Origin of the sequence: Rhodococcus rhodnii NBRC 100604 (assembly GCF_001894925.1) — a bacterium.
Taxonomy (GTDB): Bacteria; Actinomycetota; Actinomycetes; order Mycobacteriales; family Mycobacteriaceae; genus Rhodococcus_F; species Rhodococcus_F rhodnii.
In genome coordinates, this window is record NZ_BCXD01000001.1 from 68,328 (window position 1) to 92,934 (window position 24,607).

A 24,607-nucleotide genomic window follows, 5' to 3' on the forward strand; every position below is an offset into this window, starting at 1 on the left:
TGCCGGTCCAGTGTGCGCGGTGGTGGTCGGGTCAGGCGGCCGATTCCAGCGCCTCCGCGAGGATCCGCACGAAAGCGTCGCGGATGCCCCGGTCGCCGCGGATCCGCTCGTCGACCTCGATGTGCACGAAGTCGGCGCCCACGGCCCGCGCCGCGGCTCCCTCGACGTTGGTCGTCGCGCCGAGTGCGGCGCACGCGCGGCCGTCGTACACGCAGGTCGTGAACCCGTGATCGCCGAGTACCCGGGCGAGGTGCCGCACGGTCGGCGACGGCTCGGGCGTACTGCTCGACAGGACGACCTCGCCGATGTCGTCGTGGTTTCCGCTGCCGAATCCGTGCACCTGGACGACCGTGGTCGCCGCGTCCACGAGGGCGCCGTCGACCGCGGCGAAGGCGCTGTCGGCGCGGTGCGCGGCGTCGCCTGCTCCGTCGCCGGCCGTGCGATGCGCACCGGCGACGAGCAGCGCGCGGGCCCTGGTCTGCTCGAACAGTGCCGCCGCGAGGTGTTCGCTGTGCAGGTCCGCGACGGGGTGCGGCGCCTCGACGACGAGCGGCGCGGGCGACGACTCGGGCGGCCGCACGACGTAGAGGCCGTCGCCGCGCATCGGATCGCCGCGTTCGACGAGTGCGCGGAACGACTCGCCCGAGCCACCCGACGCCGCGACGGCCACCGCCTCGTGCGACGAGACGTCGGCGCCGCCCGCCGTCAGGAGGTCGACGACGCCGGCGGCGATCTCCCGAGCGTGGGCGCGCGACGGCGGTGTGTACTCGTCGGCGCGGCCGGGTGAGGCGTCGACGACTCGGGCGACCAGTGCGTCGAGCGATTCCGGCTCCTCCGACCCGCACCCGGTGGCGCACGACAGCACGAGCGCCCCCACCGACACCGCGGCGAGGCCGCACCAGGCCGTGCGGCGTGAACTCACGAGCCGGTCACCTCCTGCCGCGACCACGTCGCCTCGTCGGCGAACGGCTCGGCCGGGCCCTCGGCGTCACCGGTCACGGCGACGGTCACCGATCGCGTCGTCTCGACGGTATCGAAACGCCTGCCCGCCGAACCCTCGGGCGCCCAGGAGACGAGCCGAACGTCGTCGACGGCGAGCCGCGGTCCGCTCACGGCGTCGCCGGGCGGGTTGAGCCGGACGAACGGCTGTGCCGCGACGGCGCCGGGCGGGACGACGGCGTCGAGCCGCACCTCCGCGCATCCGCCGCTCGTCCGGTCGCGTTCGGGCACCGCGATGTCGTCGGAGCCGATGCTGTGTCCGCTCGCGCCGTCGTACCACCGGATCTCGAGGATCGATCCGGGTGACGCCGAGCGCACGTCGGCGAGCAACGAGAGGTGCTGTCCCCGAGCGACGTCGACGCGCCCGGCGGGCGTCGCGTACACGTCCTCGGTGCTGAGCGGGCTGCGGACGAGTTCGAGCCCGTCCCCCGCGCACCCCGCCGTCGGCGTCGTGCGTGCTGCGTCGCCCAGTTCCCACAGTCCCGCCGCGTCGCCCGGCGCCGGCGCGGCGTCGTCGAAACGTCCCGAGCCCCACAGCAGGTCGGTTCCGACGCGGACACCGGGGCCCGCCGACGCCACGAACCATCCCGGCCCGAGGCGCCGCGGCTCGCCCGGGGGCACGCGGGGCGCGGCCTGACGGACAGGAGCAGGAAGAGTCGGGGCGAGTTCGGCTCCGGCACCCATCAGGCGCGCCGCGCCGTCGACGCTGCCGGCGGCGATCCGCGACGCCGAGTCCGCGAGCGCACCCGTCACGGGAACCGGCCGTCCGCCGACGAGGACGAGTGGATCCGCCGAGGCGTGCACGGCCGCACCACCGCGCACGTCGACACGTACGAGATGCGATGGCACCGACGACCACGCCGCCGCGGCGTCGAGCAGGGTCCCGGTCGACTCGGCGATCACGGTCTCGCCCACGGTGCGGAGTCCGCCGGTCACCCGCGGATGGCCACCCACGACGATCGCCGCACCCGCGTGCGCCGCGGCGTCGGCCATCCGGCGGATCGTCGGCGACTGCTCGCGCTCGCCCTGTACGCCGCCGTGGAGCACGACGACGACGGTGTCGGCGGCCTCCCGCGCATCGCGCACGGCGCGCTCGATCCGCGTCGTCGAACACTCGGCGGCTCCGGCACGATCGTCCCGCGCGACGTACGGGATCTCGTGCTGGTCGCCGTCGACCGTCGTGCAGCCGACGAAGGCGACCGAGCCCGACGGGAGCCGGACGATCGCCGGCTGCCACGCCTCGTCCGCGGTTCTGCCCGCGCCGAAGTGCGCGACGCCCGCGAGGTCGAGGGCGGCGACCGTACTGTCCACTCCGGATTCGAGCGCGTCGAAGACGTGATCGTTCGCGAGCGAGACGACGTCGACACCCGAGATGCGCAGCGCCTGAGCCGCTTCCGGAGCGGAGGCGACGACACTCGCCTTGGTGGGATGGAACGGCGCGCGGCGTGGCGGAACGGGATCGGGTGGGGCCGTCACGAGCGGGGTCTCGAGATTCACCACAGCGACGTCGGCATCCTGGAGCAACGGCGCCACGGCGGCGAGGGCGTCGGCGTGATCCCCCGCCGTGCCCGGGTCGGCCGCCCCGTCGGCGGGCGCGAACGAGACGTCACCGCCGAAGCGCAACGCGGCCGATGCATCCGCGTCCGAGGTGAGTTCGATTCTCGTCGGCTCGCCCGGCGAGACCGCCTGGGTGCGGGCAAGCCGCCCCGGAGCCTGCGCCGACGCGAGTCCGGGACGCTCCGTGGGCAGCGCGAACATCCCGTCTGCGTCGGTCCTGGCGAGATGACCGCCCACGCGGATCGTCGCGTCCGCGACCGGCGCGCCCGTTTCGTCCACGACGGTCCCGCGCATCGCGTCGTCGCCACCTGCGCCCGCGCGACCGGGCAGATACGCCGCCGCGGCCACCCCCACCCCGAGCACGACGACGGTCGCCACCGCAGGCGCGAGCCAGCCGTGACTATCTCTTCGGAACATGCTCTCGCCGTTCATGGTTCGCTCGTCCTTCGCCTGCTCGTCCGTCGTCCTGCCGGCGCGTGCCCGCCGTCACAGCAGACCCAGCGCGATCCCCGCGGCCGCGAGAAAGTTGGTGCCCGCGTACACCCCGCAGGCCGTCAGACCCGCGCCCCAGATCGTGCGTTCCCAGCCCTGCCGCTGCGCGTCGTTCGCGAGCAGCGCGGGAACCATGAGCGTCGCGACGGTCAGTCCTCGCCACGGGACGTAGTCGCCGCCCGTCGCCCACGTCACGAGAAGCTCTGCGCCCCAGGCCACCAGCGCCCCGACGAGCACCATCGTCGACAGCTTGCGTCTGCCGAAGATCAGCAGGTTCGGCATCAGCAGATGCACGACGACGAACCGCGTCACGAGCGCGACGAGAATCGCGAACAGCAGATCCGGCCAGCGTGGCCCGACCAGCGCGAGGTACGCGCCGGTGATGAAGCCACCCGAACGCAGGCCCAGCTTCGCGAACACGAGCATTCCGACGGCGACGCTCAGCGCGACGGCGAGCAGCAGGAGCTCCCGCGGGTAGCCGAGAACGCCTGCCAACTGGACGGTGTCGCTGCTGTCCGGACCCGGCGCGATCGACATCAGCGACGAGAACAGTACGAGGAACACGACGAGAATCAGTGTCGTCGCAGCGATCGCGGCGACCGTGCGCAGCGGCTTCTGCCGCGACATGTCGTGCGCGACGATGCCGGGCACGAGAAACCCGATGCCGGCGAGCGCGAACCACACCGGATCGAACCGGCCGAGAGCGCCCGCGATCATCGTGCACAGCAGGATCAGCGCGAGGCCGACGAGCATCTCCCACTCGAACTTGCGGCGGCCGTAGAGGATCATGCGGCGCGCGAGCACCACACTGACCAGGAGGTAGGTGAGGTACCCGACGCCGACCGTCACGACGATCGCCAGCGGGGCCGTGATGCTGAGGGCGAGATAAGCGGGCACGATCGCGCCGCCCGTCGTCAGCTGCACCTGCTCGTAGAAGAGCATGCTCAGCACGATGCCCATCACCAACGCGACTCGGACGACCTCCGGCGCGAAGTCATACTCGAGCATCGAGCCCGCCCGTCTCCGTCTCGTGGGCCCGCGACGCGAGCGCGGCGAAGCGGCGGTGTGCGTCGGCGCGCCGCAGCCGGGCCGCACCGGCGGGTGCCCGTCGCGGATCGCGGGAGAGGTCGAGTTCGTCGTGATGGTCGTCGCCACGCAGCTGCTCGAAGTGCTCGATGAGCAGTTCCGCCTGGTCGGTGTGGATGTTGATCATCCCGACGAGCACGCCCGTGGGACCGGAGACGAGACCCGCAACCGTGTCCAGGATCCGGTCGAGGTCGGGTTGCACCGTCTCGCCCATGTGATGGATCCGTTCGCGTGCGTAGCCGCGCGAGACCATCGTTCTGGTCACGGTGTCCTCGTACGCACCGAACGTGACGACGTGGTCGAGGTGATCCGACAGATCGTCGGGAACCATGTGCGCGAACAACTCTGCTCGCCGGCCTCGATCTCGCCGGTTGTTCAGGATGCCGATCACCGTTGCGCCGGACGGGAACTGGGCCTTCAACGTCTCGAAGGTCAGGACGACGCTCTCGCGGTCGTTGGCCGCGAACATCGGAACCCACAGCACCTGCTTGCCGCGAATGTCGTAGGAGCGCAACCGGACGACGCCGACGTCGGGCACCGACTTCCACATGCCCTCGAGGGCTGTCCGCCTGCCGACGCCGGTGAGTCGTGCGATCGCGAGCCCGATCGCGACGTTCGACTTGAACTGGAGGTAGTCGAATCCGCGCATGTCCTCGTCGGACACCGCCTCGGGATCGGCGTAGACCAGCACCGAGCCGCGTGCGCTGGGCGAGCCGTTCGCGCAGGTGCTCGCGATCCTCCGCCGTGACGACGATGCCGCCGCGCGGGATCGTCACCGACATCGAATCGGCGATCTCCTCGAGCGTCTCCCCCATCTCCTCCTGATGGTCCTCACGAACGTTGGTGATGACGGTGATGTCCGACCGCACCATGTACTCCTGCGAATACTGCTGGTAGAGCGGGCGAACCGCCATGCATTCGATGACGAGCGCCTCGACGTCCTCCCGGACGTGCTCGGCGACGACGTCGATCTGCTCGTTGATGTTCGCTGCGCCGCGGCGGAAGATCGGGGTCTCCTCGCCACTGGGCCCGATCACTCGTGCCGCACTGCCCGTCGTCTTCGCGACGGTGACGTAGCCGCCTTCGCGCAGGACGCCGGCCACGAGCCGCGTCACCGTGGACTTGCCGCGAATACCGTTGACGTGCACGCGCACGTCGAGCTGCCGCAGACGACGCTGATGCGCGCGAATCGCGATGCGCCAGTACAGCAGCAGCGCGACGCCGACCAGCGTCAGGAAGGCGAGCGCGAGGAACGACCGCGTCATGCCCGCACCTCACCGCCGAGCGCAGTCCTCGCGCGACGCAGCATCGCGGCGGCATCCTCGGTGGTCTCGCTGTTCGCGGTGTGCTCGATGTACACAGTGTGATCGGAGAGCGCGACCAGACCCGCACGAACCTCGGCGCACTCGGCGACGCCGCGCCTCGCTCCGGTGGCGCGATCGGTGAACGTGGAGCGCCGCGCCGCGTCGACGATCGGGCCCGCGACGCCCCACGCCGCCGCGAGCGACGTCTCGGGGAGGATCGCACCGAACTCGCTGTCCGCCAGGGTGAACGGGACGTCCGCGTCGCGCGACAGGCTCTCGACGAGACGTGCCACCGACCGGCACAGCGACGAACGTGCGGCGTCGTCGAGCGCCGGGTCGGTCGGGTGGACACGGACGAGGAGCAGGGCGAGGTCGCGGTGATGCCCACGCGCGCGGATGATCTCGTCGTCGAGCCGGGGAAGGGCCCACTCCTCCCCCAGCATCCCCAGCGAGCCGAACGCGGGGCCCAGCGCGTCGTCCGCCGAATCCGCGGCGCGCAGCCGGGTCCGGATTCGCGTTCCGACGACGCCGGACGTCCACCCCAGGACGACGAGGCATGCCGCGGTGGCGGCCGCGGACACGAACATCTCGCGGCCCCACTCGCTCAGGTATCGCATCGCGACGACCGCTCCCGTCGCCGCTGCGAGGCCCACGACGACGCCGGCGAAACCGTCGAACGCCGACGCGAGGGCGACGCAGGCGACCGCCGCGACGAGAACGACGACGCGCAGGCCGCCCGACTGCGCGCCGCCCAGAGTTCCGGCGAGCGCCGCGAGCGCGACGCACAGTGCGATGCCCGTGTGCAGGTCAGTCCAGCCCCACGTCACCCGGCCGGGCCGACTCATCGCGTTCACCTCGCTTCCACCGAAGCCGTGCGGCGGCGAAGGCGACCGCGAACACGCCCGTCGCGGCGAGCCCGCGCAGTGCCGGCTCCACCCACGAGACCTCATCCACCGGCGAGCATCCTGTTCACGAGAATCGACGTGCCGTGCCCACCCGTCGTCACCTGCAAGGACGGACTGATCGCGGTGACGCCGCGCGCGTCGACGCGCAGGGTCGCAGGGCCGCAGGCCGTGCCGGCCGCCGAATCGAAGTCGGCCGCGATGCGAGCCACCTCGGCGGCCGACCACGTGCAGTTCCCGCACGCGAAGGACAGTCGCGCGTAGGCGCCGTCCGGCTCGAGGCCGACCGAGACCGGACCCGAGCGCGCGTGGTCGAGCAGCGAGCTCACCGCGTGACGGACGGCGCGTTCGAGCGCGAACTGATCGCCATGCACCATCAACGCTCCGTGGGCGAGCCGGGCGAGGACGTGACGGCCCGTCACGAACTCCGCCTCCCGCAGTGCGCGGCCGACCGCGAACCGCATGTCGAAGACCCGCTCGTCGCTGCGAGGTGACGTGCGGACGGGGACTGCCGCGAGCACCGAACCGAGCCGCCGCGGCGCCGTCGCGCCGCACCGGACGAGCACGGGATCGTTGCTCGTCTCGGCGTGATCGGCAAGCGTCAGGACGGCATCCGCGAGAAGCGCCATGTCGTCGTGCGACGGCGCGGATTCGGTGAGCTCGGCCTCCGCGATGCCGTCGTCCAGTTGCGGGACGAGCAGCTCCGAGAGCTCGGCGAGCTGCAGGTAGTCGCCGTCGTCCCACGCGCGTTCTACGCGGTCGGCCACGGCGAGAGTGCCCACGACGGTCCCGTCGGCTGTGCGCAACTCGTGCTCCGCGACGGTCACGACGCCCTCGATCGCGGCGGGATGACGGGGACGCGAACCTTCGCGATCGACGGCGCCGGCGAGGACGTCGCCGCGCTCGCTCGCGATCGAGACGTAGGCGACGGGCGCGCCGAGAGTCGACGCCGCGACGCGGGCGACGCGCTCGCAGAAGGGGTCGGGTTGTGGGAGGGGGTCGGGTTCCGGGAGGGGGTCCTCAGTGGAAGTGGCCTGCGTCGACGCGGCGTCTCCCGCGCCGACGGCGCGCAGGGGAACGGTGAGGCAGGCGTCGCCCTCCTCGGGTCCGCGCCGGGTGGGTGTCGTCATGCTCTGCCCTTCGTGCAGTGGAATCGGGTGTGGGCTGCAACGAAGGTAAGCAGTCGGAGGTGAACGCGATATGGCGTCGCACGGAACCACTGTGCCGGTGGCGATCCCGAATCGGACGGCCGCCGCGTTGCCTGGCGGCGGCCCCATTCGGACCGAAACGGAGTGACAACGGCACGATTTCGGAATCCGTTGCGCCCGAACACACTGCGTCCCGAGCGGGACGATTCGGGCGGCGATTCGTCCGAATAATTCGTGGCCGTGATACTTGTCACGAGAAGATATCGGAGCATCACGACGTCGTAATACCCACTGCCCGTGCGTATTACAGGCTTGGACGAGCTCGGCTCAGGTGTCTCGAGTGCGCCGCAGCTCGCTGCCCCGGCGGCGATAACGCCACACGAACAACGCGAGCGCGATCGCCACCACGACGGCGATGATCGCACCCCACAGCGACGCGGCGCGGAAGCCGGGCGCCTCGACGTCGAAGATGCGCTGGCCCGCGTGTGCGCCGTTTCCGCCGCCGAGGACGACGGTCAGCGTGAGGAGATTCGGGACCGCGAGCGCGACGCCGAGGACGGCGAGGATCAGTGTCGGAAGGTTGCGGAGGCGCCCGTGGTACAACACGGCGAAGCCGATGAGCACGAGCGGCGCCAGCGTGCAGACCAGGCCGAGCGCCAGCCCCGTCCCGATGCCCCGGCCGAACGAGCCGTCGACGCTACGGCCGATGACACCCGCCCACCACCTCGGCAGGAACGCCGCGAGGATGAAGTACAGGATCACGGCGAGGACGACGGCGCCGAGAATCAGCCCGCCCTTGCGCATGAGTGCACGGGACCGATCACGCGCGCTCGGGTGGCGGTCCTCGCTTCCGCTCGCAGTTGCTGGCCCGTTCGGGGGTACTGCCGGATCTCCGGTCATGGATTCGACCGTGGCACACCGGCAGGGCGCCGCAGGCGGATTCCGCAGGATCGCGCAGGATCCCGGCCCTCAGCCGCCGTCCACGTCCACGTCCACGTCCACGTCCACGTCCACGTCCACGTCCACGAGACGCTGCGTGAACATCGTGGTCCCGCCGGTCGCGAACTCCCGGAGGTCCCGTCCTGCCGCCTTCATCTCGGGTGACCCGAGCGCGGCGGCGAGGTCGTCGTCGCTCCCGAACTCCATGTACGCGATCATGTGATGCGGGGGTTCGGCATTCCCGAGCGACTCGCACGGGCCCCAGGTCAGCCGCCGCAGTCCGGGAACCTTCGCCGCCAGTGGCGCTGCGTCGTGCGGTAGTACTCGTCGAACGCCGCGGGATCGTCCGGGCGCCCGTAACAGATGCACAGCTGGGCGGTCATCGCTGCGCGCCCACCAGTTGCTGATCGGCGGCCGCGGCGTCCTCGTTCTCATCGGGCTTCGCGACGAGCGTCAGGACGTCGTACTCGGCGACGGCCTCGCCCTTCTGGTTGGTGACCGTCGCGTCCCACCGCACCTCGCCGTAGTCGGCGTTCGTCCGTGGCGTGATCTGCTTCGCGGTCAGGGTGACCGTCAGTTCGTCCTCGGCGGCGACCGGCGTCAGGAAGCGCAGGCCGTCGACGCCGAAGTTCGCGAGCACCGGTCCCGGTGCGGGATTGACGAACAGTCCGGCCGCGAGCGACACGACGAGGTAGCCGTGGGCGACGATGCCGCCGAAGAGCGGATTGGCCGCGGCGGCCTCGGGGTCGGTGTGGGCGTAGAAGGTGTCGCCGGTGAACTCTGCGAAGTGATCGATGTCGGAGCGCGTGACTCGCCGAGGGCCCGCGACGATCGTGTCGCCCAGCGTCAGCTCACCCAGGTTCTTGCGGAACGGGTGCACGTCGCCTTCGGTGCGCGTCGCGCCGGGCACCCAGCGGCGTCCCACCGCGGTGAGCACATCCGGCGAACCCTGAATCGCGGTGCGCTGCATGTGATGCAGCACCCCGCGGATACCGCCGAGCTCCTCGCCGCCGCCGGCGCGCCCCGGTCCGCCGTGGACGAGGACCGGCAGCGGTGAGCCGTGCCCCGTCGATTCGCGGGCGTCGGTGCGGTCGAGCACGAGGACGCGACCGTGATACGGCGCGAGCCCGAGCACGATCTCACGGGCGATCACGGGGTCGGCCGTGACGAGCGAGGCGACGAGGCTGCCCTTGCCTCGCGCGGCGAGCTCCACGACGTCCGCGGCGTCGCGATAGCCGAGCACGGTGCTGACCGGCCCGAAGGCCTCGATGTCGTGTGGTTCGGTCGCGTCGCGGTCGTCGCAGCGCAGCAGGATCGGCGACAGGAAGGCCCCGGTCGCGGCGTCTGCGCCGACGACGTCGACCGAGTCCGGATCGCCGTACACGATCCGCGCCGTCGCGCTCAGGGCGCGCACCGACTGCCGGACCTCGTCCCGCTGATCGACGCTCGCGAGAGCGCCCATCGTGACGCCCTCGACCCTCGGATCGCCGACGACGACCTCGCTCAGCCGACGCGAGGCCGCGTCGACGACGTCGTCGACGAGATTCTCGGGCACGAACGCGCGACGGATCGCGGTGCACTTCTGACCCGCCTTGACGGTCATCTCGGTGACGAGTTGCTCGACGTACAGCTCGAACTCCTCGCTGCCCGCGGTGACGTCGGGGCCGAGGATCGAGGCGTTGAGCGAATCGGCTTCGCCGTTGAACCGGACGACGCCCGAGACGACGCCGGGGTGTGCGCGCAGCATCGCGGCGGTGTCGGCCGAGCCGGTGAACGCGACGGAGTCCTGTTCACCGAGGTGGTCGAGGACGCCCCGGGCGCTGCCGCAGAGCAATTGCACCGATCCCTCGGGCAGTAGTCCCGATTCGACGATGCGGCGGAACACGAGCTCGGTGAGGAACGCGGACGGGCTGGCCGGCTTCACGATCGACGGCACACCCGCAACGAAGGCGGGCGCGAGCTTCTCGAGAAAACCCCAGACGGGAAAATTGAACGCGTTGATCTGCACGGCGACCCCTCGTCGCGTCGTGTAGACATGCTGCCCGGCGAAGGTCCCCTTCTTGCCGAGCTTTTCGAGCGCGCCGTCGAGATACACGGTGTCGTTGGGCAATTCACGACGAGCCTTGCTCGCGTAGCTGAGCAGCGTGCCGAATCCGCCGTCGATGTCGACGCCGGAATCGCGTGCGGTCGCGCCGGTCTCGGCGGACAGTTCGTAGAACTCCTGCTTGCCGGCCATCAGGGTGAGCGCCAGCGTCTTGAGGGCCGCCGCACGCTCGTGGAACGTCATCGCGGCGAGGGCGGGGCCGCCGACCGTCCGTCCGTACTCGATCGCTCCGGCGACGTCCACCCCGGTCGACGAGATCCTCGCGATCTCCCGGCCGTCGACGGCGCCGAGCAACGGCCGTCCCTCGTCGGGCGCCGTGTGCCAGCCCCCCTGAACGTAGCTCTGCAGCATGCGACTCACGTCTCGTCTCCCGTCTTACCGTCCGTTCGGTCAGTAATTACTGTCGGGGAGTGACCCTGCGCATGTCAAGAGGGCATCGTGATGGGGACCTCGTTCGCGACACACGATCAGGAGCGACGCAGCCCCTCGAACACGATCGCCGCGACCGTTGCGGACAGTTCGTCGGCCGACGCACCCGCCCTCGGCCGGTACCACTCGACGATCGAGTTGACCATGCCGAACACGAGTCGGCCGACGAGCGCAGGATCGGCGGCGCCGGGCAGGTCACCCTCGTCCGCGGCGCTCTGCACCAGCTCGCTCACGAAGGTGTCGAACTCGCGCCGCCGCGCGAGCGCCTTGCGTTCGACCTCGGTGTTGCCCCGAACCCGAAGCAGCAGCGTCACGTACGGAAGCTCTGCGACCAGCACCTCGACGCTGCGACGGACCACATACTCGAGCCGGTCGATCGCCGGCCCCGAGGTGGCGCCCTCCTCGGTCGTCACGGCGAACAGGGCGTTGAGCGCGCGCGCGAGGGCGAGGTCGAGGAGTTCCGCTTTGCCGGAGACGTGGTGATAGATCGCCGATTTCGTGATGCCGAGCCGCTGTGCGAGCACCTCCATGCTGGTGCCGTCGTAGCCCTTGTCGTTGAAGACCTTGACGGCGACCGCCAGGAGCGAGTCGAGGTCGTACCCGGGCCTGCCGGGTCGCCCCGGCCGCCGTTCCGCGCGTGCCGATGTCATGGAGCCATCTTGAACCACGCGGCCTCGCCGCACCAGCACATCGCATCCGGTCTTGATACTGACCGAATGTTCGGTTATAAATTGAGTGTGATCCACGACAAGGATGAGCCGATGAGTGAGGTGACTCTCGCTCCGAGTGTCGGAGGCGCCACCGGCGTCTTCGAGACACTCACCTTCGACGATCTCGGCGACCGCGTCGTCGTCGCACTCGACCGGCCGGCACGACGCAACGCGATCGACGCCGCGATGATCGCCGAGTTGCACGAGGTGTGCGCGCGGATCGAGGCTGACCCGAAGCCGCTGCTGCTCACGGGCACCGGCGAGCACTTCGCCGGGGGCGCCGACATCGCAGAGCTCCGGGCCCGTACCCGAAGCGATGCGCTCGCCGGCATCAACCGCACCCTGTTCGACCGTGTGGCCCGGCTGGCGCTCCCCACCGTCGCCGCGGTGAGTGGCTGGGCGCTCGGCGGCGGTGCCGAACTCGCCTACGCCTGCGACATCCGTATCGGCACGACGACGGCGCGGTTCGGCAATCCCGAGCCTGGCCTGGGAATTCTCGCCGCTGCCGGGGCGAACTACCGCCTCCCGAGCCTCGTGGGGACGTCCGTGGCGAAGCAGATGCTGCTCGCCGGCCGAGTCCTCGACGCCGAGACCGCGCTGCAGCTCGGACTGCTGGCCGAGGTCGTCGAACCGGGCGAGCACATCGACGCCGCCCACGTCGTCGTCGACCGGATCCTTCGGTCGTCGCCGTTGGCGCTGCGCTTGACCAAGACGATCCTCGACGCTCCCGGCACCCACGCGTTCGCCGACGACATCGCACAGGCCGTGCTCTTCGAGACCGAGGACAAGCACGACCGCATGACCGCCTTCCTGGAGAAGAGAGCATGACCGACACCCAGTACCCCGCCCGCGTCGCCGTGATCGGCGGTGGACGCATGGGCGCCGGAATCGCGCAGGTGTTCGCGACCATCGGCAGCCGCATCGAGATCGCCGAATCGGGCGACCGCGAGGCCGCCACGAACCGCGTCGCGACCGGTCTGCGCCGCGCCGCCGAACGAGGCAAGCTCGAGGACGCCTCGCCCGAGGACGTGCTCGCCCGCGTCAGCACGGTCGCGTCGCCCGCCGATATCGATGCGGAGACCGACCTGGTCGTCGAAGCCGTGCCCGAGGACGCACGCCTCAAGATCGACGTCCTGACGCAGGCGGAGAAGGTCGTCGCACCGACCGCGGTGCTCGCGAGCAACACCAGTTCGTTGTCGATCGCCGAACTCGGTTCGGTTCTCGTCGACCCGAGCAGATTCCTCGGGATGCACTTCTTCAATCCGGTTCCCGTCTCCGAACTCGTCGAGATCGTCACGACGCCGGTGACGTCGAGCGACGTCGCCGATCGCGCCATCGCATGGGTTCACCTGCTCGGCAAGGTCGAGGTCGTCGTCCGCGACTCCCCCGGGTTCGCCACCAGCCGCCTCGGGGTCGCACTCGGTATCGAGGCGATCCGGATGCTCGAGGAGGGTGTCGCCGACGCCGCCTCGATCGACCGTGCGATGGAGCTCGGCTACCGGCACCCGATGGGACCGCTGCGCTCGACGGACCTCGTCGGTCTCGACGTGCGGCTGGCGATCGCCGACCATCTCGCCGCGACTCTCGGACCCCGCTTCGCACCACCACAACTGCTGCGCGACAAGGTCGCACGCGGCGAGCTCGGCCGCAAGAGCGGCCGGGGATTCCACGACTGAACGACTCCGGACTCGGGAGGAACACGATGACCACACAGCTCACCCACCCCGTGGCGGTGGAGATCACCGACGGACTGGTGACCGTGACGCTCGCACGTGCGGACGCGTCCAACGCCCTCGACGTCGCGACCAAGACCGCGCTGGCGGCCGCGATCGATCGGGTCGGCACCGACCCGGACGTCCGTGCCGTTCTGCTCGCCGCCGACGGCAGGCACTTCTGCGTGGGCCAGGATCTCGGCGAACACGTCGAGGGACTGCGCGCCGACCCGTCGACGGCGATGTCGACGGTGGGCGAGCACTACAACCCGCTGATCAGCGCCCTCGCCGCCGTGGCGGTCCCGGTCGTCGTCGCGATCCACGGCGCGTGTGTGGGCGCGGGGCTCGGACTCGCCCTCGCCGGCGACATTCGCGTCGCCGGTGAGTCGTCGACCTTCTCGACCGCCTTCACCGGCATCGGGCTCGCGAGCGACTCCGGGCTCAGCCACACCCTCGTCGGCGCCGTGGGCGCGAGCCGGGCCGCGGGCCTGATGCTGCTCGGCGACCGCTTCGGCGCCGCCGACGCCTTCGAGTGGGGCCTGGTCCACCGCGTCGTCCCGGACGACACCGTGGACGAGACCGCGCGCACCCTCGCGGAGCGCCTCGCGCACGGCCCCACCGCCGCCTACGAACAGGTGAAAGCACTCCTGGGGGCCACCACTCCCGGGCTGCCCGACGCTCTCGAACGTGAGCGCACGGCGCAGGAACTGCTCGGTGCCAGCGCCGATCACACCACCGCGGTCGAGGCGTTCCTCACCAAGGACCGTCCCACCTTCGTGGGGCATTGACCTCTCGTGGGGCATTGCTTTCGTGGGCATTGCTTTCGTGGGCATTGCTTTCGGGGGCATTGCTTTCGGGGGCATTGATCGGCCCGGCGTCCTGCTTCCGTCTTCTCCACCGAATCGAGGTCACATGACAACGGCGACACCGTCGGGCGACCCACTGGCCGCCGACGCATCCGCACTGCAACAGCATTTCGACGACACCATCGCGAGCGATCAGCGGATCGAACCTCGCGACTGGATGCCCGACGGCTACCGCAAGACGCTGATCCGGCAGATCGCGCAGCACGCGCACTCCGAGATCATCGGCATGCAGCCCGAGGGCAACTGGATCACGCGCGCGCCGTCGTTGCGCCGCAAGTCGATTCTGCTCGCCAAGGTGCAGGATGAGGCGGGACACGGCCTCTATCTGTACTCGGCCGCCGAGACTCTCGGCGCGGACCGAGCCGATCTCACGGATCAGCTGATCTCGGGGAAACAGAAGTACTCGTCCATCTTCAACTACCCGAGCCTCACGTTCGCCGACGTCGGCGTCATCGGATGGCTCGTGGACGGCGCGGCGATCTGCAATCAGGTCCCGCTGTGCCGCAGCAGCTTCGGCCCGTACGGCCGGGCCATGATCCGGGTCTGCAAGGAAGAGTCCTTCCATCAGCGGCAGGGCTACGAGCTGCTCATGTCGATGATGCGCGGCACCCAGGCACAACGAGACATGGTGCAGGAGGCCGTCGACCGCTGGTGGTGGCCCGCTCTCATGATGTTCGGGCCGCCCGACGACCGGTCACCGAACACGGAACAGTCGATGCAGTGGAAGATCAAGCGCCACACCAACGACGAACTTCGTCAGCGCTTCGTCGACATGAGCGTTCCGCAGGCGAAAGCACTCGGCGTGACGTTCCCCGACCCAGCGCTCGTGTGGAACGCCGAGCGCGGTCACCACGACTTCGACGAACCCGACTGGAGCGAGTTCATGGCGGTGATCGGGGGCAACGGTGCGTGCAATGTCGAGCGCGTCGCGAATCGCCGTGCAGCACACGAGGAGGGCGAATGGGTCCGAGCGGCCGCAGTCGCCTTCGCGAACCGGCAACGAGAGGAAGCGCAGTCGTGAACACCCCCGAGAACACCACGGAGACCGCTCCCGTGAAAGCCCAGTGGCCGCTGTACGAGGTCTTCGTCCGCGGCAAGCGGGGCCTCAACCACGTCCACGTCGGATCCCTGCACGCCCCCGACGACGACATGGCGCTGCGTCACGCGCGTGACGTCTACACGCGTCGCAACGAGGGCGTGAGCATCTGGGTGGTGCGGGCGGCGGACATCACCGCGTCGAGCCCGGCGGAGAAGGACCCCTTCTTCGCGCCGAGCGGCGACAAGGTCTACCGTCATCCGACTTTCTACGACATCCCCGACACCATTCCCCACATGTGAGGCTCTGCGATGACCGACCACGACAATCCCCACGGCGCGCTGCTGGACGAGGAAGCCCACGGGCAGTGGGCGTTCGGCACCATCTTCGACGATCCGCTCGCCGGCGTCGACACCACGGTCCCGCACGACGTCGACCTGCCGGCCCTGGCACGGTACTGCATCGCGCTCGGTGACGACGCCCTGATCTCGGCGCATCGGCTGTCCGAATGGTGCTCGCGCGCACCGGAGCTCGAAGAAGAGATGGCGCTGGCCAACATGGGGCTCGACCTGCTCGGACAGGCGCGGCTCCTGCTCGCCCGCGCGGCCGCCGCGGATCCCGGTGTCGTGCCGGCCGTCTCCGAGACGTCGCCCGCCCCGGCCGAGGACGCACTGGCGTTCTTCCGGTCCGAGACGCAGTTCCGCTGCGTCCGGCTGTGCGAACTCGACAACGGCGACTTCGCGCGGACGATCGCACGCTGCCTGGTGCTGTCGACGTGGCGGCTCGCGGTGTTCGCGGAACTGCGGACCTCCCGGGATCCCGTTCTCGCCGCTGTCGCCGCCAAGAGTGTCAAGGAGCTGACATATCACCGCGACTACGCCGCACGGTGGGTCGTGGTGCTCGGCTGCGGAACGGACGAGTCGCGTCGCCGGATGGCCGACGGCTTCCGGTTCGTGTGGCCGTTCGTCGACGAACTGTTCACGCCCACGACCGACGAGCTCGCACTCGCCGACGCCGGAGTCGGCGTCGACCCCGCCACCGTGCGTCCCGAGTTCGATTCGGTGCTGGGGCGCGTACTGCACGCGGCCGAGCTCGAGCTGTGCGAGACCGCGTCGATCGGCACCGTCGGCGGCCGCGGCGGTCGCTCCGGCATCCACACCGAATCGCTCGGACGTCTGCTCGCCGAGATGCAGTCGATCGCGCGAGCACACCCGGAGGGGACGTGGTGACGATGATCTCGCCCACCCGGACCGACGCGCGAACACTCGTCGACGCCGTCCTCGACCCCGAGATGCCGATGCTGACCCTTGCCGATCTGGGTGTCGTGCGCGACGTCGACGTCGACGACGAGGCCGTCGTCGTGACCATCACGCCCACCTACTCCGGCTGCCCCGCCCTCGCGACGATGCGCGACGACATCACGCGCGTGCTCACCGAGGGCGGCTACCGCGACGTTCGCGTAGACACGTCGCTGACACCGGCGTGGAGCAGCGACTGGATCACCGAGACGGGACTGCGCAAACTCCACGAGGCCGGCTACTCGGCGCCGGGACCCGTGCCACGCCCGTCCGCCGGCCCCGTACCGCTGACCCTGACCGTCCGTCCGCGAGCGGTGGCATGCCCCCGCTGCGGTTCGACGCAGACCCGCCTGGTCTCGGAGTTCGGGGCCACGCTCTGCAAAGCCCACTACACGTGCAGCTCGTGCCTCGAGCCGTTCGACCACGTGAAGGAGATCTGACATGACCACCGTCGAGAAGACCCGGACTCGGCAGCTGTCGCGCGAGTTCCACACGCTCACGGTCGCCGACGTCGAGCAGTTGTGCGACGACGCCGTCGCGGTCACGTTCGACGTTCCCGCGGAGCTCACCGCGGATTTCGAATTTCTCCCCGGACAGTCGCTGACACTGCGGCGCACCGTCGACGGGGTCGAGCACCGGCGGACGTACTCGATCTGCTCGCCCGTCGGCGCACCGCCTCGTGTCGGCGTCCGGCAGGTGCCAGGCGGGGTGCTGTCGACGTGGCTCGTCGAGGAACTCCGGACCGGTGACACCGTGGACGCCGCACCGCCCGGCGGCACGTTCGCAGCGGATCCCACCGCGTCGGGGGTGCATCTGCTCGTCGCCGCCGGCTCCGGCATCACGCCGATCCTGTCGATTGCGGGTTCACTTCTCGCCGAGTCGGATTCGACCGTCATCCTGCTGTACGGCAACCGCCGAACGCGATCGGTGATGTTCGCCGAGGAGATCGCAGATCTCAAGGACCGCTACGGCACTCGCTTCGAGGTGATTCACGTCCTCTCGCGCGAACCTCGCGACGTCGAACTGTTCAGCGGCCGCCTCGACGCCGACCGGCTCCGCGACATCCTCCACGCCGTCGTCCCCGTGAGCAGCATCGACGACGTGTGGCTGTGCGGACCCTTCGGGATGATCAGCGACGCGAAGAAGGTCCTCGGTGCCGCCGGCGTCGCCACGAGCGCGATCCACCACGAACTGTTCTACGTCGAGGACACGGCACCGATCCGCGACATCGTCCGTGAGCCCGGCACCGAAGGCCCTGTCAGCGAGATCACGATCGTTCTCGACGGACGCACCACCACCGATCCGCTGCCGCGCGATCAGGCGGTGCTCGACTCCGCCGAGTCGGTCCGCTCGGACCTGCCGTTCGCCTGCAAGGGAGGGGTGTGCGGCACGTGCCGCGCGAAGGTCACCGCGGGCACGGTCGACATGCTCCGCAATTTCGCACTGGAGGACGACGAGGTGGCGGACGGGTTCGTGCTCACCTGCCAGACGCTGCCCACCAGTGACGCCGTCACCATCGACTTCGACGCGTGACCCGACGCGATGCTCCCGCCGAGTCCCGGCTCTCCCGAACCCCCAGCGCCAGCCCCTGAAGCAGCACGAGGAGTAACCCCCATGACCACGGTGCAGGACCGCCCCACCATCGGGGCGATCGAACACGCGTCCCGCGACGAGATCTCCGCCCTCCAACTCGACCGGTTGCGATGGTCGCTGCAGCACGCCTACGACAACGTCCCGCACTACCGTGCGTCGTTCGACGCCGTAGGCGTGCACCCGTCGGATCTCCGCGATCTCGCCGACCTCGCGAAGTTCCCCTTCACTGCGAAAGCCGATCTGCGAGCGAACTACCCGTACGGAATGTTCGCCGTGCCACACGAGAAGATCTCACGTATCCACGCGTCGTCCGGAACGACGGGCCGACCGACCGTCGTGGGTTACACCACGCGCGACCTCGACCACTGGGCTGACCTCGTGGCCCGCAGCCTGTACGCCGCTGGGGTGCGCGCGGGCGACAAGGTCCACGTGGCCTACGGATACGGACTGTTCACCGGTGGCCTCGGCGCGCACTACGGAGCAGAACGCCTCGGCGCGACGGTGATTCCGATGTCGGGCGGCATGACCGACCGGCAGGTCCAGCTGATCGAGGACTTTCGACCCGACGCGATCATGGTCACGCCGTCCTACATGCTCACCCTCGTCGATGCGATGGTCGCGAAGGGCATCGACCCTGCGGCCACGTCGTTGCGCACCGGAGTGTTCGGTGCAGAGCCGTGGACCGAGCAGATGCGCGTGGAGATCGAGCAGCAACTCGCGATCGACGCCGTCGACATCTACGGACTCTCCGAAGTCATGGGCCCGGGTGTCGCGATGGAATGCATCGAGACGAAGGACGGACTTCACATCTGGGAGGACCACTTCTACCCCGAGATCGTCGATCCCGTGACCGGTGACGTACTTCCCGACGGAGAAGAGGGCGAACTAGTGTTCACCTCGCTCACGAAGGAGGCGTTCCCCATCGTGCGGTACCGCACGCGGGATCTGACGCGACTGCTTCCCGGAACCGCGCGCACCATGCGGCGGATGCAGAAGATCACCGGCCGCACCGACGACATGATCATTCTTCGCGGCGTCAATCTCTTCCCCACTCAGATCGAAGAGCTCATCCTCACGATTCCGGCGCTCGCGCCGCAGTTCCAGTGCGTTCTCGCTCGACCAGGACGTATGGACACACTCACGGTGCGCGTGGAAGCGCGTGGCGAGGCCACCAACGAGGACCACGCCGCCGCCGCCGCGTCGCTGCAGAAGCTCGTGAAGAACCGGATCGGCGTCACCATCGCTGTCGAGGTTCTCGAACCGACCTCGCTCGAACGCTCGATCGGAAAAGCGCGGCGCCTCATCGACAATCGGCCTACCGGCTGAGGGAATCCCGAATACGCCGATCAGGCTCCGGTTGCCCAGAAGGCGGGTGAGTCGGGTTCGGTGTCGTGGACCTTCCCGTCGGGCATGGTCCAGCGCAGCAGCCCGTCGCCGAGTTGCTGTACGGCCATGCGGCCCTGGGTTTTCCAGCGATGATGGCGTCGACACAGGCAGGCGAGGTTCGCTTCCTCCGTCCTGCCGCCCTTCTCGGGATGCTCGTGGTCGAACGGGATCGTGTGGTCGATATCGCACGACGATGCCGGGACCGGGCAGTGCGGGAAGCGGCACACCCCGTCACGCGCCCGGATCCGGTCCGCCAGCGAGTGCGGGATGCGATACCGCAACGCCGCGACGTCCGGTGCCGGCTCGACCGGATCGACCGCGCTGACGTGGATACGCTGCGTCGCCGAGTGCGCGATCGCTGCACGTACAGTCTCGGGATCGAGCGGACCCACACCCGGCAAGAACCCGACCAGCACCGAACCGTCCGAGCCGGTACCAGCAGTGAATCCACCACCGAACGATCCGTCGCTCACGACGATCTGCACCAACGGGCCACGCTTGCCCGCAGCCGGAACAGCGGTCGCACAGTCGTCGCGTCCACAGCCGCACGTGAGCCGCCCACTGCCGTCCGCGAGAGCAACCAACGCATCGGCATGACGCTGACTCATGGTTCTCTCGTCACCGGCGCACACGTCGCCGATCGCCATCTCCTTCAGCCGGTTCCAGACCGTGGCCACATCCAGTGACGGCAGCTCACCCGAGAGGAACGCCATCCCGTCGTCGCACTGCTTGACCGAGATGTACCGCTCTTCCTTCGCGCGCGCCGAGCGTTCGGCGAACCCGTCGCGGTCGTAGCGCGCCACCAAACGCCGGAGTCGCCCGCTCAAGCGTGCCGGTGGCAACCTGTCGATCGGACCCCGCGCGAACAACGCAGCCTCCACGATCCGGGCCTTCTCGTCCGACAGATTCTGCAGGAGGTGATGGATCGTGCGGACCTGCGCCAGATCCAGCTCACCCACCGAGAACGCGGTATTCGTGAGCGGCAGCCGGGTATCGAGGTCCTCGCACAGCGTGATCGCGAACCACACCCGCCCCTCGCTCATCCCCAACGCCAGCGCAACCTCGTTCGCTGCCGACTCACCAGGAATCACCGCCGGACCGTTCGCTTCCGCCGCCACGCGTGCCGCGTGGAACCCGCCGATCACACGGATCTGCCGATACTCCGCACACGCCAGCACGCGTTTGGACTCGACCAGTCCCCATGTCTCTACCAGCTCGTTTCCCGAGCCGCCCCCACCCGAATCGAACATGAGTACGACACTACAACCACCCACCGACAACGACGCTCGACCCGGATCGACGAGGTCGAGGCCTTCCGCACCACAACGAGATGCGCTACCGTTCCGTCCCGGTACATCGGGTCCGCGGCGTTCGTGCCGCGGCGTCCAGCACCCGATGCGAATCATGACCCGCGTTTCTCCGCCTTCGGAGACACTGTCCGTATCCATCGATTTCTGGGAATACGGTTGCTGCGGCACCGTTCCCGCCGTCGGCGCTCCACTGGCTGCAACTCTCACCGCCCAGCCACTCGACAGCGGGGATCCGAGAATGTCGGCACCCGGCGTCGTCGAGTGGGATGAAGACCTCGAACTCGTTCGCTTCGCGACCTGTTCGGCGCGATGGGACCCTGCCGGAGGCGACCCTCGGTCACGGTCGCTGTTCGTCGTCGCCTCGTGGCATGACAACGACGAGATTCCTGCACCGTCGATCATCGGCGAGATCACGGACCTGTACGAGAGATCCGCGCTCTACCGGCTCGACGGGCGGGAATCGCACATGCTTCCGGGAAGCCTCCGCTACCGGCGTGTCCCCACGGTGCCGCGATTCCCACGGGAACGGAGCAGCGGCAACGTTCAGCGACAGTTCACCGGCGTCGTCGCCACGCTGCGTGTCGATGCCTGCACCGAGCCGACCACCGAGGACATCGCCGCTCACCACACCCGGATCGAGCGTCGCCGGCGAACGCTGTATCTCACCGGCCCCGCATCGTCGTTCGGCGCGACGGTACCTGCGGCCGGTGGCCAGTTGTCCATCGATCTCGGCGACCCGCGCATCACCAAGCGTGGGCACCACGCGTCTGCAACCGGCGTCGTGCGGGGCACCCTCCAGCAGGTCGGAGTAGCGGTCGGGGTACCCGAGGGATACTCCACGATCAGCCGCGTCGAGGCCGGAATTCCGGCGGGCAACGTCACCGCCCCGCTTTTCGTCGTGTTGACGATCGATGCGACCGGAATCCCGGGAACCCCGCCATGAGGCGAAGCACATCCTGCGGCGGCCGTGCTCAGCCACCGAGTGGCCAGGGCTCGTACTTCACATCGGCGAAGTCCGCGACCTCCACGCGAAGCCGAGCAAGGATGTCGTCGCCGTCGACGCGCCACTTCTCGCGACTCTCGTCGCAATCCCATCCACGCTCGTGGTGAAAGTGGCGTTCCCAGAAGTTGTGCCACGATGCCATGTCGACGGTGAGAGGGGCCGAGAGACCGTAGATGTCCGGTTCGGTCGCGTAACCGGCGTCCCCCGTCGGCGTCGAGTTCTCCCACAGCGGCCAGTCGTGGCCGTAGTCGGGGAACAAGCGGATCGTGCGCCTCTTCGGCGGTATTCCGTACACAGCAGCGCCAGTGTTCCGGTATCCATCGAATAACTCTTGTTTCCAGGATAATTCGCATTACGAGACCTTGAAATCGTACCGACGACGCATATGCGAATCCGGGATCACACGGTGCCGCGGCGCCGGGCGAGGAGCAACACCCCGCAACACTGGGCAGTGGGTCACTCGATGTCGCGCCTCATCGCGACGACATCGTAGTGCCCGGCCGATTCACGCCCCGTCTCACGAAAGCCGAAGCGCCTGTACAGGCGAAGATTTCCCACGCTCCGTGAGCCCGTGAACAATTCGACTCCGCGAACGGAATCGGGAAGCACAGAATCGACCGCTTTCAGGAGCCGACTCCCCAGCCCTCGCCCCTGGAGGTCCGGCACCACCATGAGCCGCCCGAGGTCGGCGACATCGCCGCGCACATGGATTCGTGCCGACGCGACCAACCGGCCGACGACGCGAATCCCGAGAACGATCACGGCCGGATTCGCCAGGTCGGCGAGTAGTTCGTCCATCGTCTGGGTCAGCGCCGGGAGTGCGAGATCGTCGTGCAACTGCGCCTCCGCCACGAAAGCTGCGCGTTGCAGCGTCAGAATCTCACCCGCGTCGGACACTCCCAGTCGCGATATCTCCGTCATCCCCCACCTCGTGCTGCGCTCAGGCGACTCAACCTACTCTCTCGCGGCCGCCGTGTACGCCTCCATGGCTGCCCGAAAATACGCGACGAGCCCTTCTTGCTGCTCCTCGGTCAGCGACGCCACGGCCTCGCCGATCGGTCCACGAACCCGATCGAGCAACTCGGCGAGCCCGTCGGGCAGATGCCCCGTGTGCGCGACGACGGTTCGCCGCCGGTCGGTGGGGTCCACCCGACGTTCCGCGATGCCTGCGGCGACGAGGCGGTCGACCACGCGGGTCGTCGCACTGGGCGAGAGCCCGAGGTTCTCGGCGAGTTGTCCGGTGGTCAGTGGTCCGTCGAGGTCGATCATGCTGCTGGCCTGGTAATCCGACGGCCCGAGACCGCCGGCCTCTGCCGCCGCGAGGTGGAAGTGAACGACGGATGCCAGGTACGTCCGATAGGTCCGCGTCATGTCGGAGGGATTCACCGTTGACTCTTTCTGTGCATACATGCAATTATTGCATACATACAAACACCACTCACCGTAGGGACGGTACGCCAGATGACACGCGTCGAAGTATCCGCTCACGAGAACCCCACACCCGACACGGAACGCGATCGGCCACGACGACGACTGTGGATCGGCGTCGGCTCGGCAGTCGCCGCAGCAGCACTCGTGGCAGGCGCCGGTTACTGGTGGTTGATGTCGGGGTCCGCGGTCGCGGCGACGGGCGCCACCGAATGCCGCGACGTCCCCACCGACAGCACGATGAGCCCGCCCGACGAAGCAGCGGCGCGCGCCGGAATCTGCGACACCCTCGCAGGACTCGCCTCCGCGTGGGGTGAGCACGACGCCGACGCCTATGGCGCACACTTCACCGAGAACGCGACGTACACGACCTTCGCAGGGACCTACTACGACGGACGAGAGGACATCGTTCGCAGTCACGCAGCGCTGTTCGACGGGCCACTGTCCGGAACCCGCCTCGCGGACAGCTACCTGTCACTGCGGCTCCTCACCGAGGACGTCGCCGTTCTCACCACCCGCGGAGACACTTACGACGGCGACACGCCCGGCGAACTGAGCAAAGTGCAGACCTACACGATGATTCGCGACGGCGACGACTGGCAGGTCGCCGCCTTCCAGAACACGCAGCGCAAGAAGCTCATGGAGCAGGTGCAGTTCCGGTGGATGGACGAGACGGTGCCCGCCGCCGAGCGGTGATCGACGACATACACCGGAGCACAGTTCAGTCGAGCGCGATCTCCGCCTGAATCTCCCGGATCGTCGTGCCCAGGATTCCGCGGGACAGCAGTCCGACGCCGAGCGGCCCAGCGGAATCGGACCCGAGCGGCGGGAGCAGACGCAAGACCGCCCGTTCCGCTTCGGTCAGCTCCGCCAACTGCCATCGAATCTCCGCCTCGACCACTTCATGTCGGTCGGGGGCTGCCAACGAGACCGCCTTCGCCGCGTACGCAGCGGCCCCCAGCGCATGCGCGCCCATGTGCGCGACGGCGGCGGCCTGAGCCACCGCCCTCGCTGCGGCCGCGCCCGCCGGAGTGACCGCAGCACTCGCCGCCTTCACGGCGACCATCCGCTGACCGATCTCCTCGGCTGCGTTACTCCGCCCTGCGCTGTACGCACGCGTTCGTGCAACCGCATCCTCGATGGTGCTCGATGCGTCGGCATCGCCGTCGAACACCGGGAGCACTCGCTCGGCGCATGCGACGGCCCACCGCGCGAGCACACACCTGTCCGCATCGGCCAGAGTCTGGATCGAGGTCATCGCTCGATGATCGCCGATCGGCAGGCGAATGCGCAGATGCCGACGCG

General features: G+C 69.2%; 26 protein-coding genes and 1 pseudogene. 11 read left to right on the plus strand and 16 right to left on the minus strand.

All coding sequences use genetic code 11. The annotated features are described in order from the left end of the window. Positions 1 to 31 precede the first annotated feature (31 nt). The 11 genes and pseudogenes from RR1_RS00340 to RR1_RS00390 form a co-directional block, all read right to left on the minus strand. Positions 32 to 922, minus strand: coding sequence for a hypothetical protein (locus RR1_RS00340; RefSeq protein WP_010838576.1), 891 nt, complete (start codon positions 920 to 922; stop codon positions 32 to 34). Further along, positions 919 to 2,988, minus strand: coding sequence for a CapA family protein (locus RR1_RS00345; protein ID WP_010838577.1), 2,070 nt, complete (start codon positions 2,986 to 2,988; stop codon positions 919 to 921). The genes RR1_RS00340 and RR1_RS00345 overlap by 4 nt, the downstream gene beginning before the upstream one ends. A gap of 54 nt (positions 2,989 to 3,042) precedes the next feature. Further along, entirely contained in the window at positions 3,043 to 4,056 is a 1,014-nt protein-coding gene (locus tag RR1_RS00350) for a poly-gamma-glutamate biosynthesis protein PgsC/CapC (RefSeq protein ID WP_010838578.1), read from the minus strand. Next, positions 4,043 to 4,825 (minus strand): hypothetical protein, encoded by a 783-nt coding sequence (locus tag RR1_RS22705; protein ID WP_010838579.1) that lies wholly within the window; start codon positions 4,823 to 4,825, stop codon positions 4,043 to 4,045. The genes RR1_RS00350 and RR1_RS22705 overlap by 14 nt, the downstream gene beginning before the upstream one ends. Positions 4,826 to 4,907: 82 nt before the next feature. Further along, positions 4,908 to 5,399 (minus strand): annotated as a pseudogene (locus tag RR1_RS23065) (Mur ligase family protein); the annotation flags it as partial. Then, positions 5,396 to 6,283, minus strand: a complete 888-nt coding sequence (locus tag RR1_RS00365) for a nucleotidyl cyclase domain-containing protein (protein ID WP_143153641.1) — start codon at positions 6,281 to 6,283, stop codon at positions 5,396 to 5,398. The pseudogene RR1_RS23065 and the gene RR1_RS00365, both read right to left, overlap by 4 nt. A 101-nt stretch (positions 6,284 to 6,384) precedes the next feature. After that, positions 6,385 to 7,470 (minus strand): hypothetical protein, encoded by a 1,086-nt coding sequence (locus RR1_RS00370; protein ID WP_010838581.1) that lies wholly within the window; start codon positions 7,468 to 7,470, stop codon positions 6,385 to 6,387. Positions 7,471 to 7,815: 345 nt separating this feature from the next. Further along, entirely contained in the window at positions 7,816 to 8,292 is a 477-nt protein-coding gene (locus RR1_RS00375; protein WP_010838582.1) for a hypothetical protein, read from the minus strand. A gap of 165 nt (positions 8,293 to 8,457) precedes the next feature. Next, positions 8,458 to 8,727: an EthD family reductase gene (locus RR1_RS00380; RefSeq protein ID WP_307718143.1), complete on the minus strand. Its 270-nt coding sequence runs from the start codon at positions 8,725 to 8,727 to the stop codon at positions 8,458 to 8,460. A 79-nt stretch (positions 8,728 to 8,806) separates the two neighbouring features. Further along, on the minus strand, positions 8,807 to 10,891 hold the full coding sequence (gene paaZ, locus RR1_RS00385) for a phenylacetic acid degradation bifunctional protein PaaZ (protein ID WP_040773549.1): 2,085 nt from the start codon (positions 10,889 to 10,891) through the stop codon (positions 8,807 to 8,809). A gap of 107 nt (positions 10,892 to 10,998) precedes the next feature. Next, positions 10,999 to 11,610 carry a TetR/AcrR family transcriptional regulator gene (locus RR1_RS00390; protein ID WP_040773552.1) on the minus strand — a complete coding sequence of 204 codons (612 nt, stop codon included), beginning with the start codon at positions 11,608 to 11,610 and terminating at the stop codon, positions 10,999 to 11,001. Positions 11,611 to 11,721: 111 nt separating this feature from the next. Here RR1_RS00390 and RR1_RS00395 point away from each other — a divergent pair, with 111 nt between their 5' ends. The 9 genes from RR1_RS00395 (at position 11,722) to paaK (ending at position 19,501) form a co-directional block, all read left to right on the plus strand. Then, a complete protein-coding gene (locus RR1_RS00395) occupies positions 11,722 to 12,498 on the plus strand; it encodes an enoyl-CoA hydratase/isomerase family protein (RefSeq protein ID WP_051111195.1) in 777 nt (258 codons plus the stop codon). Beyond that, on the plus strand, positions 12,495 to 13,346 hold the full coding sequence (locus RR1_RS00400; RefSeq protein ID WP_010838588.1) for a 3-hydroxyacyl-CoA dehydrogenase family protein: 852 nt from the start codon (positions 12,495 to 12,497) through the stop codon (positions 13,344 to 13,346). The genes RR1_RS00395 and RR1_RS00400 overlap by 4 nt, the downstream gene beginning before the upstream one ends. A 26-nt stretch (positions 13,347 to 13,372) precedes the next feature. Beyond that, positions 13,373 to 14,170: an enoyl-CoA hydratase/isomerase family protein gene (locus RR1_RS00405; RefSeq protein WP_010838589.1), complete on the plus strand. Its 798-nt coding sequence runs from the start codon at positions 13,373 to 13,375 to the stop codon at positions 14,168 to 14,170. A 124-nt stretch (positions 14,171 to 14,294) separates the two neighbouring features. Next, positions 14,295 to 15,269: a 1,2-phenylacetyl-CoA epoxidase subunit PaaA gene (gene paaA / locus RR1_RS00410; protein ID WP_010838590.1), complete on the plus strand. Its 975-nt coding sequence runs from the start codon at positions 14,295 to 14,297 to the stop codon at positions 15,267 to 15,269. 32 nt (positions 15,270 to 15,301) lie between these two features. Continuing rightward, positions 15,302 to 15,586 (plus strand): 1,2-phenylacetyl-CoA epoxidase subunit PaaB, encoded by a 285-nt coding sequence (gene paaB, locus RR1_RS00415; RefSeq protein ID WP_040773615.1) that lies wholly within the window; start codon positions 15,302 to 15,304, stop codon positions 15,584 to 15,586. A 9-nt stretch (positions 15,587 to 15,595) separates the two neighbouring features. Beyond that, on the plus strand, positions 15,596 to 16,513 hold the full coding sequence (gene paaC, locus RR1_RS00420) for a 1,2-phenylacetyl-CoA epoxidase subunit PaaC (RefSeq protein ID WP_010838592.1): 918 nt from the start codon (positions 15,596 to 15,598) through the stop codon (positions 16,511 to 16,513). 2 nt (positions 16,514 to 16,515) lie between these two features. Continuing rightward, positions 16,516 to 17,022: a 1,2-phenylacetyl-CoA epoxidase subunit PaaD gene (gene paaD / locus RR1_RS00425; RefSeq protein ID WP_040773618.1), complete on the plus strand. Its 507-nt coding sequence runs from the start codon at positions 16,516 to 16,518 to the stop codon at positions 17,020 to 17,022. A 1-nt stretch (position 17,023) separates the two neighbouring features. Further along, on the plus strand, positions 17,024 to 18,115 hold the full coding sequence (gene paaE / locus RR1_RS00430) for a 1,2-phenylacetyl-CoA epoxidase subunit PaaE (protein ID WP_010838594.1): 1,092 nt from the start codon (positions 17,024 to 17,026) through the stop codon (positions 18,113 to 18,115). An 81-nt stretch (positions 18,116 to 18,196) separates the two neighbouring features. Beyond that, positions 18,197 to 19,501: a phenylacetate--CoA ligase PaaK gene (gene paaK, locus RR1_RS00435; RefSeq protein WP_010838595.1), complete on the plus strand. Its 1,305-nt coding sequence runs from the start codon at positions 18,197 to 18,199 to the stop codon at positions 19,499 to 19,501. 20 nt (positions 19,502 to 19,521) lie between these two features. Here the strand turns inward: paaK and RR1_RS00440 are convergent, their stop codons facing one another. Next, positions 19,522 to 20,811: an HNH endonuclease signature motif containing protein gene (locus tag RR1_RS00440; protein ID WP_051111188.1), complete on the minus strand. Its 1,290-nt coding sequence runs from the start codon at positions 20,809 to 20,811 to the stop codon at positions 19,522 to 19,524. Positions 20,812 to 21,109: 298 nt separating this feature from the next. On the opposite strand from RR1_RS00440, the gene RR1_RS00445 reads away from it, so the two are divergent. Continuing rightward, complete coding sequence (locus RR1_RS00445; protein ID WP_010838597.1) at positions 21,110 to 21,814, plus strand: hypothetical protein; 705 nt, start codon at positions 21,110 to 21,112, stop codon at positions 21,812 to 21,814. A gap of 28 nt (positions 21,815 to 21,842) precedes the next feature. Here RR1_RS00445 and RR1_RS00450 read toward each other — a convergent pair whose 3' ends face one another. The 3 genes from RR1_RS00450 to RR1_RS00460 form a co-directional block, all read right to left on the minus strand. Beyond that, positions 21,843 to 22,133, minus strand: coding sequence for a hypothetical protein (locus tag RR1_RS00450; protein WP_010838598.1), 291 nt, complete (start codon positions 22,131 to 22,133; stop codon positions 21,843 to 21,845). A 197-nt stretch (positions 22,134 to 22,330) separates the two neighbouring features. Beyond that, complete coding sequence (locus RR1_RS00455; RefSeq protein ID WP_010838599.1) at positions 22,331 to 22,795, minus strand: GNAT family N-acetyltransferase; 465 nt, start codon at positions 22,793 to 22,795, stop codon at positions 22,331 to 22,333. A 33-nt stretch (positions 22,796 to 22,828) separates the two neighbouring features. Next, positions 22,829 to 23,260 (minus strand): MarR family winged helix-turn-helix transcriptional regulator, encoded by a 432-nt coding sequence (locus RR1_RS00460; RefSeq protein ID WP_169847010.1) that lies wholly within the window; start codon positions 23,258 to 23,260, stop codon positions 22,829 to 22,831. A 75-nt stretch (positions 23,261 to 23,335) separates the two neighbouring features. Between RR1_RS00460 and RR1_RS00465 the strand changes: the two genes are divergently transcribed. Next, positions 23,336 to 23,998, plus strand: a complete 663-nt coding sequence (locus tag RR1_RS00465; protein ID WP_010838601.1) for an SgcJ/EcaC family oxidoreductase — start codon at positions 23,336 to 23,338, stop codon at positions 23,996 to 23,998. Between the two features lie 25 nt (positions 23,999 to 24,023). Here the strand turns inward: RR1_RS00465 and RR1_RS00470 are convergent, their stop codons facing one another. Then, entirely contained in the window at positions 24,024 to 24,560 is a 537-nt protein-coding gene (locus RR1_RS00470; protein WP_010838602.1) for a putative immunity protein, read from the minus strand. Positions 24,561 to 24,607 lie beyond the last annotated feature (47 nt).